This is a genomic window from Legionella londiniensis (assembly GCF_001467825.1).
GTDB classification, from domain to species: Bacteria; Pseudomonadota; Gammaproteobacteria; order Legionellales; family Legionellaceae; genus Legionella_A; species Legionella_A londiniensis.
The window spans coordinates 18,514-34,878 of record NZ_LNYK01000014.1; the positions used below are offsets into that span (position 1 = coordinate 18,514).

The window sequence follows — 16,365 nt, forward strand, 5'->3', positions numbered from 1 at the left end:
ATTAAACCTGGCTGGCCAGCCTTTGCAAAGCAAAGCGAATCAACTCTTCGGAGCTTTTTTGCCCGTCATTGATATGCTTCAAAGCTTTGATGGCTTCGTGCTGTTTATACCCTAAGGCTTCAAGCGCCGCAATCGCGTCATCTACAGCATTGATGCCGAATGAGCAGGCAGTTGGGATTTCAGTGAACTGCCGAAGGCTGTCTTTCATTTCAACGACTAATCTTTGCGCGGTCTTTTTGCCAATGCCCGGCAATTTAGTCAGCGCCATGGCGTCTTGCTGGTTGATATATGCGATAAACTCGTTTGGACTAATGCTTGAGAGTATTGCAATTGCCATTTTGGGGCCAATACCGTTCACTTTAATTAGGGCTCGAAATAAAGTTCTTTCCTGCTTATCCATAAAACCATACAGCAACAAAGCATCTTCACGGACCACAGTATGAATGTACAAGCTGATCTGGCCTTGTATCTTTTCCAGCGCAAAAAAAGTCTGTAAAGAAGTTTCAACATCATAGCCCACGCCATTCACGTTGATCACCAGCTTGCCAGGTTGATGAATATCAATAATTTGACCCTGCAACCAACCAATCATTAAACTTTCCTTCTCTGCAAGCGCCTGGAGCGCCTCTGAAAATGCCCTTGCCGCATATGGCTGTGGCAGATTGCTATTGCCAAAGCATCGGCTGCATCACTTTGCGGCGCCCGATTCAATTCCAGAATATTGACCACCATATGCTTGACCTGTTCCTTGTAAGCCGCACCGTAACCGACGATAGCCTGCTTGACTTCACGAGGGGAGTATTCATTTACAGAAAGCCGGTGAGAAGCGCAGGCCACCATAGCCACACCTCGGGCATGGCCAAGTTTTAAAGCAGAATTCGGATTTTGATGCATAAAGACCTGCTCTATTGCCACTTCTTCTGGCATATAATCTTCTAACAGCTGGCAGATGCCGTTAAAAATCTGCAGCAATCGCTCTCCTAACTCGCTGCCTGACGTTCTGATGCATCCGCTATCAATATATTGCAAATGCTGATTCTCCTGACTTATCAAGCCATATCCCGTGATACGAGAGCCTGGATCGATGCCAAGAATGATTGCCATTAGCTCACATGCTCATTCAATATTGCTGGATATTCTGCGTTGCTGTAAACCGATTGCACATCGTCTAAGTCTTCCAATGCGTCAATCAGTTTTTCAAGGCTCTCTACCGCATCAGCATCCAATGGAACTTTTGTTTGTGCATGCATCGTAATTTCTGAATGCTCAATTTCAAATCCATTAGCTTCCAGCGCTGAAAGCATGCTGTGGTAAGTTTCAGCCGTGGTGATTATTTCTATTTGTCCCTGTTCTTGCAAAACGTCTTCTGCCCCATTTTCAATTGCGACTTCAATTGCTTTTTCCTCGTTTGAAACAGGCGCGAGTAAAATTTCACCTTGTTTGCTGAACAAATAAGATACAGAACCATCAGTTCCTAAATTTCCTCCATATTTGTTAAACGCATGCCTTACTTCAGAAACGGTCCTGTTTTTATTATCAGAAAGACAATCAACCAATATGGCAACGCCTCCAGGACCATAACCCTCATAACGCATTTCCATCATGTTGCTGCCTTCCAGGCCGCCTACTCCACGTTTTACAGCGTTATCAATGGTTTCCCGCTTCATATTTGCTTTTAATGCCTTACTGATAACATCGCGCAATCTGGCATTGGCAGACTCATCTCCGCCGCCCATGCGCGCCGCAACGGTAATTTCACGAATGAGCTTGGTAAAAATTTTGCCGCGTTTTGCGTCTTGTAACCCTTTGCGGAAACGAATATTCGCCCATTTACTATGACCTGCCATTCAAAATACCTCTTACTCCAAACCAACATCAGGCAGCAAAGCGCCCAACGTTAGATAATTAAATACATAATTATACATCGTCGGATCATTAAAAAGAACGGCCTTTATATACCATCGTCCCTGACTCCAGATAAAAATCTAAACTCTACAGCCTTCAAAAACAAAAGACAAAATTAATTTAATGGAGTAGTGCAGAGATTTGGCCATAGCAAAATCATATCTTAATTAGATAATGCAATATTTTTTTCATTCCAGATCAGTCTGGAACCTGTTTTCCAAGATAGAACAGGAGCTTTCTTATAAAAAGCTCCCTTCCCAAAATGATAATGTCTTGTCTTGTATGATTTTCTGATATTGACTCTTCTACTCGACAATTTGATTTCATTCAGGCTATGCTTAATTCCTCGCAACCACAGGAGACATGCCGTGTATTTAGCCGGATTTGGAAATCACCACACCAGTGAAGCCATTCCTGGAGCTTTGCCCCTTCGGCAAAATTCCCCCCAGCAATGCAATTATGGACTTTATGCAGAGCAATTAAGCGGCACTGCTTTTACCCGTCCTCGGCATCAGAATTTATACAGCTGGCTGTATCGCATCCTTCCAAGTGTTCTCCAACAGGATTTTAAACCCTATAAAAAATTAATACAGGATGAATTTGTTACCAGTCTGCCGCCAAATCCATTACGCTGGTTCCCTCTGCAAGGTGACAATCTTGATAAAGATTTTATTGATGGCTTGTTTCATGTAGCGGGTACTTCATGCGTCAATGTGTATCTTTATCTATGTAACCAGTCTATGGTTAACCGTTTTATCGGCAATCATGATGGAGAACTGCTTTTTGTACCTTATCATGGCGCTATCCGCTTGCACACAGAATTCGGCAGGCTTGAAATCGCACCGGGTTTGATCGCCGTTATCCCTCGCGGCGTAAAATTCAAAGTCGAGTTGTTGCAGTCTGAAGCCCGGGGATACTTATGTGAAAACGGCGGTTCACCTTTAACATTGCCCGAGCTTGGCCCAATTGGCGCTAATGGGCTGGCCTACCCCCGTCATTTTCTTTATCCTGAAGCGGCTTTTGAAGAGTTGAATGAGGATGTCGAAATTATCTGTAAATATCAGGATAGCTGGTGGGTCACTCACAGTAACTATTCGCCATTAAATGTGGTTGCCTGGCATGGCAATTATGCTCCCTACTGTTATGATTTATCTTTGTTTAACACCATTAATACCGTAAGCTTTGATCATCCCGATCCCTCAATATTTACTGTACTGACTTCCCCAAGCGATACACCAGGCGTAGCCAACCTTGATTTTGTCATTTTCCCCCCGCGCTGGATGGTTGCTGAACATACGTTTCGTCCGCCATATTATCACCGTAATATCATGAGCGAATTCATGGGTCTGGTGCTTGGAGCATATGACGCTAAAAAAGAAGGTTTTGAGCCAGGCGGGTTCAGTATTCATAATCGTTTGACAGCGCATGGCCCGGATAGAGATGCTTTCCAACAAGCCAGTACCCAAGCATTAAAGCCGGATTATTATGCAAATACGCTGGCTTTTATGTTTGAGTCGTGCGATATCTGGCAAGTTACAAAAAAAGCATATATGCATGACTTAAGGCAAAAAAATTACACTGCCTGCTGGCAAGGCTTAAAAAAACAATTTACATACCCTGAGAGCCAGGCGTAAAAATCAGATAATATTCAAGGAATAGCCCGGAAACGATAAGATTGGCGCATCAAATATCAACTGTGTTAAAACAAATCTTCCTGCGACAGCCCCATTTCTTCCAGTAAGCCGCGCAGGGTTTTTAACGCTTCTACTTGAATTTGGCGCACACGCTCACGGGTCAGGTTAATTTCCTTGCCGACTTCTTCCAGTGTTGCTTTTTCAAAGCCGCGCAGGCCGAACCGCCTTGCTATGACCTGTTGCTGATTTTCGGTTAGCTCGTCAAGCAAGGTTTCAATATGAGCGCGCAAGTTTTCATTCGTTAGCAACTCAGCGGGATTGACACTGTTCTCATCCGGAATGGTTTCCAGTAAGGATTTATTTTCATCATGCCCAATAGGTATATCGACAGATGTGACTTTTTCATTTAAACCCAGTAATTTTTCTACATCTTCCAGAGGTTTATCGACCATTTCTGCAATTTCTTCCGGGGAAGGCTCATGATCAAGCTTCTGAGTCAATTGTCTAGCGGCCCTTAAGTAGACATTCAGTTCTTTTACCACGTGAATTGGCAGGCGAATGGTACGGGTTTGATTCATAATTGCACGTTCAATCGTTTGCCTGATCCACCATGTGGCATAAGTTGAAAAGCGAAAGCCACGCTCCGGATCAAATTTTTCTACTGCTTTCATTAAGCCCAGATTGCCTTCTTCAATCAAATCCAGAAGGGGCAATCCCCTGTTTAGATAACGCCTGGCTATTTTAACCACCAGGCGTAAATTGGATTCGATCATTTTTTTTCTGGCAGCAACATCTCCCCTTAAAGCAAGCTTTGAGTAGCGAATTTCTTCTTCTGCGGTCAATAAAGGAGAAAAGCCAATTTCACTGAGATAAATTTGTGTTGCATCCATGGCTTTTGCAACATTTTTACCGCGCTGATAGCTTGGAAATAAATCTTCATCACTGAAATCAGGCTCTTCAATATCCTCTTCAGGATTGTCCAATGACTCCTCCTCAAAATCCAAATCGTCATCATCAGCCAAAGACATCGTTTTCTCGGTAAGATCATCTACTTGAGCGGCATTTTTCGGTTCAGATGGTTGTTTTTTTGAGGTCATTGTTTCACCTGTTCTAGTTTTAATCAACAATTTGCTGATGCAGTTTAAAGAGCATAGCAAAAACTGAATGAATTACCCACTAGAATAACAAGAATAACAAAAAAATTAACTGCAATAACAAGTAATTAACCTGGAAAAGCGTTTCCGTAAAATAAAGGCTCTTCCTACCCCAATTTTAAATGATTCAAAGGATTAACCGGTTTTCCTGCTTTTCTGATTTCAAAATGCAGGCCCCAAAATCGCCTGCCTACCAATCCCATTTCGGCTATAGCCTGTCCTGCGCGCACAGTCTCGCCTTCTTTTACAAGATTCCGCAAATTATTCGCATACGCGGTTAAATAGTGATCGCCATGTTTAATGATTATTAAGTTACCGTAACCTGGCAGCCCATCCCCCGCATAAGCGACAATGCCTCCTCTTGCGGCATGAATTTTATCCCCTTTTTTACCTGCAATATCAATCCCTTTTTTTCCCAGCAAGGGGGCGTAATAGGTCATGACTTTACCCTGTGCTGGCCATATCCAGCCGCCAGGCTGTGCTGTCATTTGACTGTTTTTTCGGGTTTTGCCCGTCGCTTTTTGAGCAAGCACTTGTGGTTTTACCCTGTTTTTCGATGGCACAACAGGTTTAGGCGTGTACGGCCTTGTGATCCGTTTTGCTGATTTTGTTTTTCTTGAAGGCTCAATGGCTTGTATTAGTTTAATTTTTTGACCAACTTGCAGCAAATACGGGCTTTGCAAATGATTGATCGCAGCCAGTCGCCGATAATCCAGATCATATCGAAATGCAATGGCATATAAGGTTTCACCGCGACGAACCACGTGTTGTTTAGGCCTAATGCTTGCTGTTTTCCAATTGAGCTCTACAACCGGTGCAAGGCCTTCCCGCTGACCACAGCCGCACAGCAGTAAAGCAAGACAAAAAAACATAGATACTGAAGGATAAAAAAAATGTCTGCGGTGATAACCATCCAGCCTGCAAGCCATCATGTTACCCATTCAAAGAGAGAATAATGAGTATATTTAAAATAAAACTATTCGAATAGTAGAGCTTTATCCTGAGCCAGGCGTTTGCGTTTACCATGGCATTTATCCTTTTAGGGATTGATTAAAAATGTAAACGAGGATTAGTATCAATAATACCGACCAGCCTAAAATATCAATATACTTTCTTAAGCGGCCGAAAAAACGCTCTCCTGTAAAATATAATATGCCAGATACAAGAAAAAAACGCATCCCTCTTCCAACCAGGGAGCCTAGAATAAAAGGAGCGAGCGCCAGGTGCATTGCGCCTGCGGCTATGGTAAAAATCTTATAGGGAACCGGCGTGAAACCGGCTACTATGATAATCCACACCCCATATTGAGTAAACCAATTCATAATTTGCTGATAGCTTTCCTGATAAGCACTATGAACCAGGTAGGGCTCAATGAATTCCATGCCGTATAGACCAATCATATAGCCAAAAAGTCCGCCTATGACCGAAAACAAAGTGGCAATACAGGCAAAATTCCAGGAACGCTTGGGAGAAGCAAGCCCCATGCTGATAAGCATCACATCAGGCGGAATTGGAAAAAAAGATGATTCGGCAAAAGAAACGCCAGCCAAATAGTAAGGCGCATGTCGATGCGCTGACCAAAAAATCGTTTTATCATAAAGATAAGAAAAAATTTTTAATATTCCCAATTTAAACCTTCCATCCAGGTTGACACCTGTTCAAAAATTTTGTAATGCGTCATATCGAGATGTAATGGGGTAATGGAAACAAATCCATGCATTACAGCGTGAAAATCAGTTCCTGGCCCGGCATCCGCCTCTGAGCCCGGGGGGCCAATCCAAAATATTGGGCGGCCTCGCGGATCCAATTCCTTAATCAACGGTTCGGCACTATGACGTGTTCCAAGACGGGTAACCGCTATGCCTTGAATCTTGTTAAGAGGTAAATCAGGGACGTTAATATTCAAAATTGTCTGGGAAGGAAACCGATGCGTATTTAATTTTAAAACAATCTGGCGAGTGATGACCGCAGCCGTATCATAATGACGCACATTGTCTCCTACCATTGAAACAGCAATAGCTGGCAACCCAAGGTATCTGCCTTCCATAGCGGCTGCAACCGTGCCTGAATATAAAATATCATCTCCCAAATTTGCCCCGTCATTAATTCCTGAAACCACCATGTCAGCAACCGGGTCAAAAAAACCGGTTAGCGCCATATGTACGCAATCTGTAGGTGTGCCTTCAACGCTGTAAAAGCCGTTCTCAAGCTGTTTAACATGCAAGGGCTGAGTCAATGTTAATGAATTGCTGGCACCGCTTCGATTTCTATCCGGCGCCATCACGTCAATGTTCGCAACATGGGATAAAGCGCCTGCCAAAGCTCGAATGCCAGGAGAATACACGCCATCGTCATTACTTATCAGTATTCGCATTTCTATCTCTCAGGAGATTCCAGCCATTTTACTACAGCCAATCGAATTTGGAGTTCTTCTTTATTTTTCTGCAATTGGGCTTTTAACTGAGGTTGATTCGTATTGTGCAGCAATGCTTGTTCTTGCCTGGCAATGGTTTCCTGGAGGTTTAAAATTTTTTTCCCAAAAGCCTGTGGACTGGTGCGCAACTCAAAAGCATACTCTTTCAGCTGCTGAGCAATAGATTCCAATTTTTTACAGCTGATATGTCTTGGCGATTCGTCGGGGCACTTATCCAAAGCTTTTTGCAATGCTTTCGGATTTGTACTGTAATAATGCACTTCATCAGCCGTGCATGCGCTAATCCATAACGACAGCGTAAGGAGTAAAACTTGTTTGAACATTATTTACCTTATACTTAAATAAAAAGGATATATCCTTTGCCCTGCTTTGTGTTATAAGAACAAGCTCTTAAATGGCACTTTTTTGCTGGAATATAGTATCATCATCAGCCTTTGATGGCTATCTTGTAGACAGTACGCCATAGATTGAGTATCGTAAACCAATTTAATTTCGCGGTTAAACATTATGCTTAACTTTAAAACAAAACGTGACCTTGAAACCGGCGAATGGTTCATTGAAACCTCTGTGCATGGTAAACACTTGCTGACCACCCCTCAGCTGAATAAAGGAACCGCTTTTACCCATGAGGAACGCCGTGCTTTTGGTTTGCTCGGCAAGCTGCCAAACCGTGTCGAAACCCTGGAAGAACAGGTCAAAAGGGCTTATCTGCAATTTTCAAGCTATACCAGCCGGTTGCAGCAAAATATTTATCTCAATAACCTGCATGATAAAAACCAGATCTTGTTTTACAAATTACTGAGCAGGCATCTGGCTGAAATGCTTCCCATTATATATACCCCCATTGTAGGAACCGCGGTCAAATCATTCAGCAGGGAATATCGGCAGCCCAGAGGATTATATATTGCCCATACTGATCAAAATCATATTGACGAAATCATTAATAACCGCACGAACCCCGAAATTGATTTGATTGTGGTAACCGATGGCGAAGGTGTGCTTGGCATTGGCGATCAAGGCGTTGGCGGCATGGATATTCCGGTTGCTAAATTAATGGTATACAGCCTGTGCGGAGGAATTGATCCTACTCGGACATTGCCAGTATTCCTTGATGTGGGCACAAATAACCAGGAACTTTTAAATGATCCCATGTATCTCGGCTGCCGCCATCCGCGTATTAGCGCTGAAAAATATGATGCCTTTGTACATGCATTTGTAAACAGCATCCACAAACATTTCCCCAATGCTTTCCTGCACTGGGAAGATTTAGGACGCGGCAATGCAAGACGCATACTCGACCAATTCCAAAATGAACTCTGCACTTTTAACGATGATATTCAGGGTACTGGCGCCGTGACCCTTTCTGCTCTACTCGCTGCCTGTGATATTACAGGCATACCGCTGGATCAGCATCGAATTGTTGTTTACGGTGCAGGATCGGCCGGGACAGGAATCAGTGATCAGATTGTGGATGCCCTGGTGCGTTGTGGCCTCGGCTTGAAAGAAGCCTACCAACGTTTTTGGTTAATTGACAAACAGGGATTGCTGCTAAACAATGATCCTGATTTAACTCAATCCCAAAAACCCTATGCCCGTGACCCTGAAGAAATTGCTAACTGGCCTATAAACGATAAAACGCATGCGTCATTAACTGACACAATCCGCCAGGTCAAACCTACAATTTTAATTGGTTGCTCAGCACAGCCAGGCGCTTTTTCTCAGGATATTGTAGAAACCATGTCGCTTTATAGCGAGCGGCCAATCATTTTTCCCTTGTCCAATCCAGATGAAAAATGTGAGGCACAGCCGTCTAACATCTTAACCTGGAGTAATGGCAAAGCACTCATCGCTACAGGAACCGCGTTTCCCGCTATTGAATATCAAAACCGCCTCGTTCAGGTCGCACAATGCAATAATGCCCTGGTTTTTCCAGGCATTGGCCTTGGGATATTGGCAGTAAGGGCAACACGGTTGTCAAAAGCGATGATTTGGGCCGCAGCACAGGCATTGAGTGAGTTTTCACCCAGTAAAAAAGACAGTTTTCTGCCTCTGTTACCTTCCCTCGATGATGCCCAGGCAGTTGCAAAAAGTATTGCCGTAGCCGTTGCCAAAAGCGCCATTGAATCGGGGCTTGCACAATGCAATCATGATGCAGATCTCGAAAAGCTCATTCAAGATCAGTTCTGGGAGCCAAGATATTTACCTTTTAAGCGCATTGATTAGCATCCACTCACCATCAATTGGCTGCGCAATGTGCATCTGATTGGTACCATTTTAAACTTGAGTACAGCTCTTCTCCCGGATTAGGCGAAGTCATCGTCCGGGAGGCGCTCTGAACTCCCTGTATGCTTGACTTATTGATCTGATTTATCCAGTTTTTTTTGTTGAAACAGAACCCTTACCTGCTGCAAGGAACCATCTTTCTTTTCCCACGGGCGCGCATATTGAAATAGGATATCTGTACTTTCAGGGTAGGATTTAACCTCAAGCAGTTCAAAGGTGAATATCATTTTACCGCCAGCACCTATACGCTTGGTCTTGGAGGCAATAAATTCACTTTTTTTCAAGCGCAGCAATTGCTTGTCAAATTTCTTGACTGTCCATTGAAAGCCTGTTGTCGGATTTGCTGATAATGGCACTTGAAATTGCTTGCTGCGGGGATCAACTTCGATAGACATGGTATTTGCCGCACTTGCCAAAAGGGGAAAAAACAACAATAAGCCGCTTAAAAGGATTTTCATTATAATCCACTCATATATTGGAACGATTGCATTCAACAATACCAAAAAGCAAAACAGGTCTCCATGACATTTTCATCCCTTGGAAAAAACAACCAGCGTATTTAAATTTTGGTTGTTTTCCGAGCGGCTGTTTTTTTAGCGGTTGATTTTTCCTCTTCATCTTCTTCAACACACTCAGGATGGCATATGCCGCATACACCTTTTGAAAAGCATTTGTGGCAACATAGGGCTGCACCGACAATAAACATTGCGGCAATGCCGATGCCGTTGAACGTAATCAAAGTGAGAATTGTTGCGATAAACAATAAAACAAGTCCCAAAATTTCAAATCGATACGCCCAGGCACAAGCAGCAAAATTGTTTGAATCTTTCATCATTTCCTCCTTGAAAAAATTTCAGAACTGACAACTATTATATTAGACCATTATAGATAGTTCGCCATACAAGCAATTTTTTATAAGGTATTATGCAATTTGCATAATACTTGCTAAGCTATTCATTATACTAATCATTGATAAGGGACGCTCAATGATAAAACAATATTGCCTGTTTCTTGCCGTGATCGTTAGTATAATCACTCATCCTTGTCTTGCGCAAGAACGCACCATTACCATTACGATTGATGATTTGCCTTTTGTGGGCACTACTCACAACAATCCAGGCAATTTGCGCCGGGAAGAAGAGCGATTTTTGAAAATCATGCAAACATTAATTGATCATAAGGTTCCTGCCACAGGTTTCGTGGTAGCCGGGACGATTGAAAAAGATCAGTGGCAGTTACTCGAACAGTTCCATAATGCAGGCTTTGTTATTGGGAATCATACTTTTTCACATGCCAACCTGAATCGTACTGATGCCAATAAGTACATGGAAGATATTGCCCGCGCCGATGAAATCCTCACTCCATTGATGCTCTCTAGGCCTAAATATTTTCGCTACCCGTATCTGGCAGAAGGGGTGGGCGAAACCAAAAGCAAGGTACGTGATTTTCTTATCAGCAACGACTATGTTGTTGCCCCTGTTACTATAGACAGCAAAGATTTTAAGTTCAACGAGCAATTACTCGCCATACACTGGCGCCAGAGAAATCAGTACCTGAACAGCATCAAGCAACGATATTTGAACTTTATCTGGAATCAAACCCTAAAAGCAGAGAAAAAAGCAAAAAATGGCGCAACGACTCAAATATTGTTAATCCATGCCAATTTGTTAAATAGCCATTTTCTCGGGGATGTGATTCAAATGTATAAGGACAAAGGGTATCGCTTTGTAAGCCTTGATGAGGCTTTGTCAAATAATCAGAAATCATTGCTTCCTTCAATACCATCAGTTGAAGCATTAAGCAGCGAGAGCTTAACCGTTGAAAAATCATCCTGAGTCAGCAGAATTTATTGCTCTTAGCCCCTGCATTCAGCATAATTGCCCCATATTCACAACAATAGAGCGATTTTATGGCAAGAACAGTATTTTGTGCGAAGTTACAAAGAGAAGCTGAAGGTATGGAAAAAGCCCCATTCCCCGGCGAGTTAGGTGAAAAAATTTATCAGAATATCTCTAAACAAGCCTGGAAGATGTGGCTTGATCACCAAACCATGCTGATTAATGAATACCGCTTAAGCCTGCTTGACCCAAAGGCACGACAATTTTTACAGGAAGAAATGCAAAAGTACTTTTTCGGTGAAGGCTCTAATAAGCCTGCCGGCTACTCTCCAGAAATAAATTAACAAAAAGCGAAGTTGCGGAATGTCGGTTTCGCTCAATTTTTAACAGGATAATATCAAGAAATAATATTTTTTTGAAAATCCCACGTTTACTACTTGACTCTAAAACAATCTCGGAGTTTAATAGCAACCTCTTGGGGCCAGATAGCTCAGTCGGTAGAGCAGAGGACTGAAAATCCTCGTGTCGGCAGTTCGATTCTGCCTCTGGCCACCATTAAATCAATAACTTACAATCAATTTTCCCAACCCGAAAAATCCTGTGTGGGGATTTTGTGGGGCACATAAAACACAAAGTCATAAACTTACTACCTTGCTGCTTTGTGTATTCGTTTTACCATTCTTGTAATTAGGATTGCGAAGTAAAGTGAGTACTATGCCACTCTTTTGTTTTTCGCAGACCTTACTGGCAGCTTCATAGAGATTCTGCAGTTCAGCTGAAGAATAATGGGTTGTAATCCGTCCTGAGCGATGCCCAAGCAGATCTTGTCGATCTTCAAAACTCACACCAACAGAACGTAAACGTCTGCCGAATGTATGTTTCAGATCGTGAACCCGTACACATTCCAATCCAGCTCTTTTGCGAGCACTCTTCCAAGCAGTGTTATGTATCCTTGTTATCGGATCGCCTTTATAGGTAAATACATAATGCATATGTTTACCTCTTTGGCGTTCAACAGCCTCTTTGGCTGTCTGGTTACATATCACCAAACGCTCATCACCATTTTTTACAAGTTCGGACGGAATAATAAAAACCAATAAGTGTGGCATTTCAGGAACCTTAATTTCCCAGTCCCATTGAAGCTGGCACACTTCTTGCTCCCTGCATCCAGTATTCACAGCAAATAAAGCCATGTCTCTTAGATGCTCGGGCAACTCGGCAAAAAGCCTAAGTTGTTCATCCCAATTAAGCGGGTAAGGTTTACGCAAATCATGCTCGGGCAATAGCTTGATTTTTGGAGCCATGCTCAACCAAGTCAAGCCAAACTGATCTATCCATTCGGTTGCTGCTAAATTAAGAATCCTACGCACAACCTGTAAACCATGATTGATTGTTCTGGACTTAATTCCTTCCTTACGTCTTTTTTCAATAAAAGGTTGTAAAGTACCCATATGAATAGAGTCTAACGACATTTTGCCTATGTGTTGCACTAACATCCGCAAACGCCCCGCATCAGAACGTATACTCCGCTTATGTTGGTTTTCCTCCAAAAATTTAATAGCAGCTTCCATAAAAGTGCGCTTTGGTCGTACACCAAACACACTAGCCTGTCTTATTTCTTCGATACGCTTGGCAAAGTATTTTTCAGCTTCTTCGAGGTTGCCCGTACCAGTGCTTTCTCGAATTCTGCATCCAAAGACCGCTTTATCGATATGCCAATAGTTTCCTCTTTTAAAGAGACCTGGCGATTTTTTCGTCCCATTGTCCCAAACTTCTTTGTCTGGTTACCGCAGGACGACCACTACATTGTATATAATCATCCATGTGTATTCCTGCCCAAAATGATCACCGATTCCGGGATCATTTGATCACTCATTCCAAAAACATTTGATCAGTCATTCCGGTGTTATTTGATCACTGTTTCCTGGGTATTTGATCACCTTAAAGACTCACTAAGGTTTAATTTTGTACAATTATTCGCTTATTGAACAAGCGGATTAAATCAGTGAGATCATTAAGCATGCGTAAAATTCAAGAAACACTAAGACAGCATTACGAGTTAAATCGAAGTAATCGTGAGATTGGGCGAAGTTTGAATATTAGCCCTGGAACGGTATCGAATTATCTTTATCGGGCTCGAATGGCGGGAATAACTTGGCCAGCAGCCCTTAAGATGGAAGAGTTGAATTACATGAGCGGTTATTTATGCCTGCGAAACAACCTTCACAAAAACGGTCATTGCCGGATTGGGAACAGGTACATACAGAGCTTCGCAAGAAAGGCATGACATTAATGTTGCTATGGCGGGAATACCGTGAGAATGAGTCTAATGGCATAGGGTATAGCCGATTCTGCGAACATTATCAGCGATATGTGAAGCAAATCAGTCCGGTTATGCGTCAGGTTCACAAAGCAGGCGAAAAAACGTATGTGGATTACGCTGGGATGACAATCTCCTGGCTTGAGCCTGCCACAGGAGAAATCCATGAGGCGCAGGTGTTTGTCGGCAGTCTGGGTGCTTCGCAGTTTACCTTCGTTGATGTGACAGAAAGCCAGTCTTTGGCGGATTGGATTGGTTCTCATATCCGGATGTGGAATTATTTTGGCGGTGTCAGCGCTATGGTTGTGCCGGATAATTTGAAATCCGGTGTCACCAAAGCCCATCGGTATGACCCGGATATCAACGCCAATTATCAGCATGTCGGTGAGCATTATGGTTTTGCCATCGTACCCGCCCGGGCGGCTTCCCCGAAAGACAAAGCCAAGGTCGAAAATGCCGTGGGGTGCATAGAACGACAAATTTTAGCTCCCCTTCGACATCTTACTTTTACCAGCATTTCCGAAATTAATGCAGCGATTAAACCCAGGCTTGCTGCATTTAACCGTCAGTGCTTTCAAAAAATGAAAACCTCGCGTCTGGAACTCTTTGAGCAGGTGGATAAGCCTGTCTTAAAACCATTGCCCAAGGAGACTTATCAGTATGCTGAATGGAAGCAGGCCAAAATCAATATCGATTACCATTTTGTCTTCGAAGAGCATTATTACAGCGTTCCCTGTCAGTATATCCATCACGCTGTGGAAATCAGGGCAACAACTAAAACGGTGGAATGTTTTTATCAGGGAAAGCGGATAGCCGCACATCCTCGCAGCAATAAACGCTACCAGTATACAACACTCGCCGAGCACATGCCCAAAAACCATCGCGCTCATGCTGAATGGACACCGGAGCGGATAAAGCGATGGGCTTTGAAAATGGGACCCAACACCTCAATGTTTATTGAACAGTTGATTGCTTCCCGCGCTTTCCCACAGCAAGCCTTCCGTTCTTGTCTGGGAGTATTGCGCCTGGGGCAACGCTTTGGCGAGGCTCGTTTGGAAAAGGCTTGTCTTATTGCCCTGCAAACCGGTATTACCCGATTCCAGCAAGTGGAAACCCTGCTCAAAAATAAAATGGATGAAGCCACTCTAACTGAAAGCCAATCAACGCCAGTGATTGCGCATCATACCAATATCCGCGGTGCGGACTACTATCAATAAACCATAAGGAGAATATCGATGCTGAATAATCCGACTCTGGATAAACTACGTTCGTTGAAGCTAACCGGCATGGCTGACGCGTTTATCGAGCAACTGCAAAGACCGTTGCCCGACCTCGACTTCGAGCAACGGCTTGGCTTGCTGATTGAACGGGAATGGCTGCTGCGTGACAATCGCAAGCTCAAAAGACGATTAAGCCAGGCGCGTCTGCAACAAAATGCCTGCCTTGAGGACATCGATTTTAAACACCCGCGCGGCATTAATAAGGCAATGTTCGCCGAGCTATCCCGTTGCCAATGGCTAACGCAACACCTTAACCTGCTCATCACCGGACCAACTGGCTGTGGCAAGACCTATATTGCTTGTGCTCTCGCCCATAAAGCTTGTCTGGCTGGATTAACTGCACGTTATTTCCGCCTGCCAAGACTCTGGAATGAACTTAAAATTGCTAAAGCCAATGGAACCTATGCCAACTGGCTTGCTCAGACTGCTAAAATCAATGTCATTATTCTTGATGACTGGGGGCTGGTTGCACCCGATGAGGAGCAACGCAGGGATTTACTGGAAATGCTCGATGATCGTTATCAACGACACTCAACCATCATTACCAGCCAGTTGCCAACCACTCATTGGCACGAACACCTCAACGACGCAACTCTTGCAGATGCCATTCTTGACAGACTCCTACACAATGCCATCCGCCTGGAACTTAGTGGGGAATCATTGAGAAAAAGAAAAACTTCTTTACATACCCCATCTGCTTAAAGATAATCCTCCGGGTGAGTCATTGGGGTGATCAAATACCCCGGAATGACTGATCAAATCCTTTCTGGAATCGGTGATCATTTTGACTGGAATATGCACCATGCGGCATACTCCTGTTCCCAGCTCGCTTTCAGACGGCTAATCACTCCGGGAGACAAGTTTTTTCCCTCACTGCCAATCAAGGGCTTTAAAACCTCGACAAAATCATTCGTGGAAATCCCTTTCAGATAGAGTAACGGTAAAAAGTCATTCAGGCTTTTGCTACGTCTTAAATACTTGGGGACCAGATTGGAAACATAGCCAATCCCATCCGATGACTTCGAACGGTCGCGTACCCGTGGAACTTTAACCGCCACTTGGCCTATTCCTGTCTGAATCTCTCGTTCTGGCAAATAACCATTCCGTACAAAGCGGGCTTTTTCTCCCGCTCCATTATGAGTCTCCAGAAACTCTGCTACTTCTGCTTCAATCGCCGCTGCCAATAATTGCCTTGCCCCAGCTCTCAGTGTCTCTGTCAATAAATCATCAATCACTACTGGTTTTTTGAATGAAACAACGGTATCGTTTCCCATCGTGGTGTCTCCTCTTTGGATTTTTTCCATTAACCTTCTTCAGTTAATGAGGCTACACCGCACAATCTTTTTTTCAATTACCTCCGTACACAACTTTCAACCGTAACTCGACGATCACGCCCTATAAGTTTCACACCCAATAAGTGGCATTAATCTGTAGGTAATCCCCCCATTTTTAACTGACGCTAAAAGTAGAAACCTAGGCTGCTAGAGCCAATTTTCTTTTGGGTGGTATACCTCCAA

General features: G+C 43.4%; 16 protein-coding genes, 1 tRNA gene and 2 pseudogenes. 7 read left to right on the forward strand and 12 right to left on the reverse strand.

The window, feature by feature from the left end; all coding sequences use genetic code 11:
* Window position 1 precedes the first annotated feature (1 nt).
* Genes ruvA through Llon_RS03795 form a run of 3 tightly spaced genes read right to left on the reverse strand, consistent with a single transcriptional unit; the run spans window position 2 to window position 1,847 of the window.
* Window positions 2-592 carry a Holliday junction branch migration protein RuvA gene (ruvA, locus tag Llon_RS03785; protein WP_058528742.1) on the reverse strand — a complete coding sequence of 197 codons (591 nt, stop codon included), beginning with the start codon at window positions 590-592 and terminating at the stop codon, window positions 2-4.
* Window positions 592-1,104 carry a crossover junction endodeoxyribonuclease RuvC gene (ruvC, locus tag Llon_RS03790; protein WP_058528743.1) on the reverse strand — a complete coding sequence of 171 codons (513 nt, stop codon included), beginning with the start codon at window positions 1,102-1,104 and terminating at the stop codon, window positions 592-594. Before ruvC ends, ruvA begins: the two co-directional genes overlap by 1 nt.
* Window positions 1,104-1,847, reverse strand: a complete 744-nt coding sequence (locus Llon_RS03795; protein WP_058528744.1) for a YebC/PmpR family DNA-binding transcriptional regulator — start codon at window positions 1,845-1,847, stop codon at window positions 1,104-1,106. The genes ruvC and Llon_RS03795 overlap by 1 nt, the downstream gene beginning before the upstream one ends.
* A 426-nt stretch (window positions 1,848-2,273) precedes the next feature.
* On the opposite strand from Llon_RS03795, the gene hmgA reads away from it, so the two are divergent.
* Complete coding sequence (gene hmgA / locus Llon_RS03800; protein ID WP_058528745.1) at window positions 2,274-3,539, forward strand: homogentisate 1,2-dioxygenase; 1,266 nt, start codon at window positions 2,274-2,276, stop codon at window positions 3,537-3,539.
* A 65-nt stretch (window positions 3,540-3,604) separates the two neighbouring features.
* Here the strand turns inward: hmgA and rpoS are convergent, their stop codons facing one another.
* From rpoS to Llon_RS03825, 5 genes are all read right to left on the reverse strand, one after another.
* Complete coding sequence (gene rpoS, locus Llon_RS03805; protein ID WP_412754082.1) at window positions 3,605-4,660, reverse strand: RNA polymerase sigma factor RpoS; 1,056 nt, start codon at window positions 4,658-4,660, stop codon at window positions 3,605-3,607.
* Window positions 4,661-4,800: 140 nt separating this feature from the next.
* A complete protein-coding gene (locus tag Llon_RS03810; RefSeq protein WP_244599588.1) occupies window positions 4,801-5,625 on the reverse strand; it encodes a peptidoglycan DD-metalloendopeptidase family protein in 825 nt (274 codons plus the stop codon).
* A 99-nt stretch (window positions 5,626-5,724) separates the two neighbouring features.
* The gene (locus tag Llon_RS03815; RefSeq protein ID WP_202813337.1) at window positions 5,725-6,321 is read right to left on the reverse strand and encodes a YqaA family protein; all 597 of its coding nucleotides are present in this window, start codon (window positions 6,319-6,321) and stop codon (window positions 5,725-5,727) included.
* Window positions 6,309-7,067: a 5'/3'-nucleotidase SurE gene (surE, locus tag Llon_RS03820; protein WP_058528748.1), complete on the reverse strand. Its 759-nt coding sequence runs from the start codon at window positions 7,065-7,067 to the stop codon at window positions 6,309-6,311. The genes Llon_RS03815 and surE overlap by 13 nt, the downstream gene beginning before the upstream one ends.
* Window positions 7,068-7,069: 2 nt before the next feature.
* Window positions 7,070-7,450 carry a hypothetical protein gene (locus Llon_RS03825; protein ID WP_058528749.1) on the reverse strand — a complete coding sequence of 127 codons (381 nt, stop codon included), beginning with the start codon at window positions 7,448-7,450 and terminating at the stop codon, window positions 7,070-7,072.
* A 184-nt stretch (window positions 7,451-7,634) separates the two neighbouring features.
* Between Llon_RS03825 and Llon_RS03830 the strand changes: the two genes are divergently transcribed.
* Window positions 7,635-9,350: an NAD-dependent malic enzyme gene (locus Llon_RS03830; RefSeq protein ID WP_058528750.1), complete on the forward strand. Its 1,716-nt coding sequence runs from the start codon at window positions 7,635-7,637 to the stop codon at window positions 9,348-9,350.
* Between the two features lie 131 nt (window positions 9,351-9,481).
* On the opposite strand, the gene Llon_RS03835 is transcribed toward Llon_RS03830, so the two are convergent.
* A complete protein-coding gene (locus Llon_RS03835) occupies window positions 9,482-9,868 on the reverse strand; it encodes a protease inhibitor I42 family protein (protein WP_058528751.1) in 387 nt (128 codons plus the stop codon).
* Between the two features lie 101 nt (window positions 9,869-9,969).
* The gene (locus tag Llon_RS03840; protein WP_058528752.1) at window positions 9,970-10,242 is read right to left on the reverse strand and encodes a hypothetical protein; all 273 of its coding nucleotides are present in this window, start codon (window positions 10,240-10,242) and stop codon (window positions 9,970-9,972) included.
* A 154-nt stretch (window positions 10,243-10,396) separates the two neighbouring features.
* On the opposite strand from Llon_RS03840, the gene Llon_RS03845 reads away from it, so the two are divergent.
* From Llon_RS03845 to Llon_RS03855, 3 genes are all read left to right on the forward strand, one after another.
* The gene (locus Llon_RS03845) at window positions 10,397-11,245 is read left to right on the forward strand and encodes a polysaccharide deacetylase family protein (protein WP_058528753.1); all 849 of its coding nucleotides are present in this window, start codon (window positions 10,397-10,399) and stop codon (window positions 11,243-11,245) included.
* Window positions 11,246-11,319: 74 nt separating this feature from the next.
* The gene (locus Llon_RS03850) at window positions 11,320-11,592 is read left to right on the forward strand and encodes an oxidative damage protection protein (RefSeq protein WP_058528754.1); all 273 of its coding nucleotides are present in this window, start codon (window positions 11,320-11,322) and stop codon (window positions 11,590-11,592) included.
* A gap of 135 nt (window positions 11,593-11,727) precedes the next feature.
* Window positions 11,728-11,803: transfer RNA gene (locus Llon_RS03855), tRNA-Phe, on the forward strand.
* A gap of 80 nt (window positions 11,804-11,883) precedes the next feature.
* On the opposite strand, the gene Llon_RS03860 is transcribed toward Llon_RS03855, so the two are convergent.
* The gene (locus tag Llon_RS03860) at window positions 11,884-12,819 is read right to left on the reverse strand and encodes a tyrosine-type recombinase/integrase (protein WP_058528755.1); all 936 of its coding nucleotides are present in this window, start codon (window positions 12,817-12,819) and stop codon (window positions 11,884-11,886) included.
* 449 nt (window positions 12,820-13,268) lie between these two features.
* On the opposite strand from Llon_RS03860, the pseudogene istA reads away from it, so the two are divergent.
* Together istA and istB are read left to right on the forward strand one after the other, a co-directional pair.
* Window positions 13,269-14,785: pseudogene (gene istA / locus Llon_RS03865) on the forward strand (IS21 family transposase).
* 18 nt (window positions 14,786-14,803) lie between these two features.
* The gene (gene istB / locus Llon_RS03870; RefSeq protein WP_058528756.1) at window positions 14,804-15,550 is read left to right on the forward strand and encodes an IS21-like element helper ATPase IstB; all 747 of its coding nucleotides are present in this window, start codon (window positions 14,804-14,806) and stop codon (window positions 15,548-15,550) included.
* A 95-nt stretch (window positions 15,551-15,645) separates the two neighbouring features.
* On the opposite strand, the pseudogene Llon_RS03875 reads toward istB, so the two are convergent.
* A pseudogene (locus tag Llon_RS03875) lies at window positions 15,646-16,122 on the reverse strand (transposase); the annotation flags it as partial.
* Between the last annotated feature and the right edge of the window lie 243 nt (window positions 16,123-16,365).

Excerpts from the sequence above, each read along its gene's own strand:
- ruvA (WP_058528742.1), bottom strand. The coding sequence starts at position 592 with ATGATTGGTTGGTTGCAGGGTCAAATTATTGATATTCATCAACCTGGC.
- ruvC (WP_058528743.1), bottom strand. The coding sequence starts at position 1,104 with ATGGCAATCATTCTTGGCATCGATCCAGGCTCTCGTATCACGGGATAT.
- Llon_RS03795 (WP_058528744.1), bottom strand. The coding sequence starts at position 1,847 with ATGGCAGGTCATAGTAAATGGGCGAATATTCGTTTCCGCAAAGGGTTA.
- Llon_RS03810 (WP_244599588.1), bottom strand. The coding sequence starts at position 5,625 with ATGATGGCTTGCAGGCTGGATGGTTATCACCGCAGACATTTTTTTTAT.
- surE (WP_058528748.1), bottom strand. The coding sequence starts at position 7,067 with ATGCGAATACTGATAAGTAATGACGATGGCGTGTATTCTCCTGGCATT.
- Llon_RS03825 (WP_058528749.1), bottom strand. The coding sequence starts at position 7,450 with ATGTTCAAACAAGTTTTACTCCTTACGCTGTCGTTATGGATTAGCGCA.
- Llon_RS03830 (WP_058528750.1), top strand. The coding sequence starts at position 7,635 with ATGCTTAACTTTAAAACAAAACGTGACCTTGAAACCGGCGAATGGTTC.
- Llon_RS03835 (WP_058528751.1), bottom strand. The coding sequence starts at position 9,868 with ATGAAAATCCTTTTAAGCGGCTTATTGTTGTTTTTTCCCCTTTTGGCA.
- Llon_RS03840 (WP_058528752.1), bottom strand. The coding sequence starts at position 10,242 with ATGAAAGATTCAAACAATTTTGCTGCTTGTGCCTGGGCGTATCGATTT.
- Llon_RS03845 (WP_058528753.1), top strand. The coding sequence starts at position 10,397 with ATGATAAAACAATATTGCCTGTTTCTTGCCGTGATCGTTAGTATAATC.
- Llon_RS03850 (WP_058528754.1), top strand. The coding sequence starts at position 11,320 with ATGGCAAGAACAGTATTTTGTGCGAAGTTACAAAGAGAAGCTGAAGGT.
- Llon_RS03860 (WP_058528755.1), bottom strand. The coding sequence starts at position 12,819 with ATGGAAGCTGCTATTAAATTTTTGGAGGAAAACCAACATAAGCGGAGT.
- istB (WP_058528756.1), top strand. The coding sequence starts at position 14,804 with ATGCTGAATAATCCGACTCTGGATAAACTACGTTCGTTGAAGCTAACC.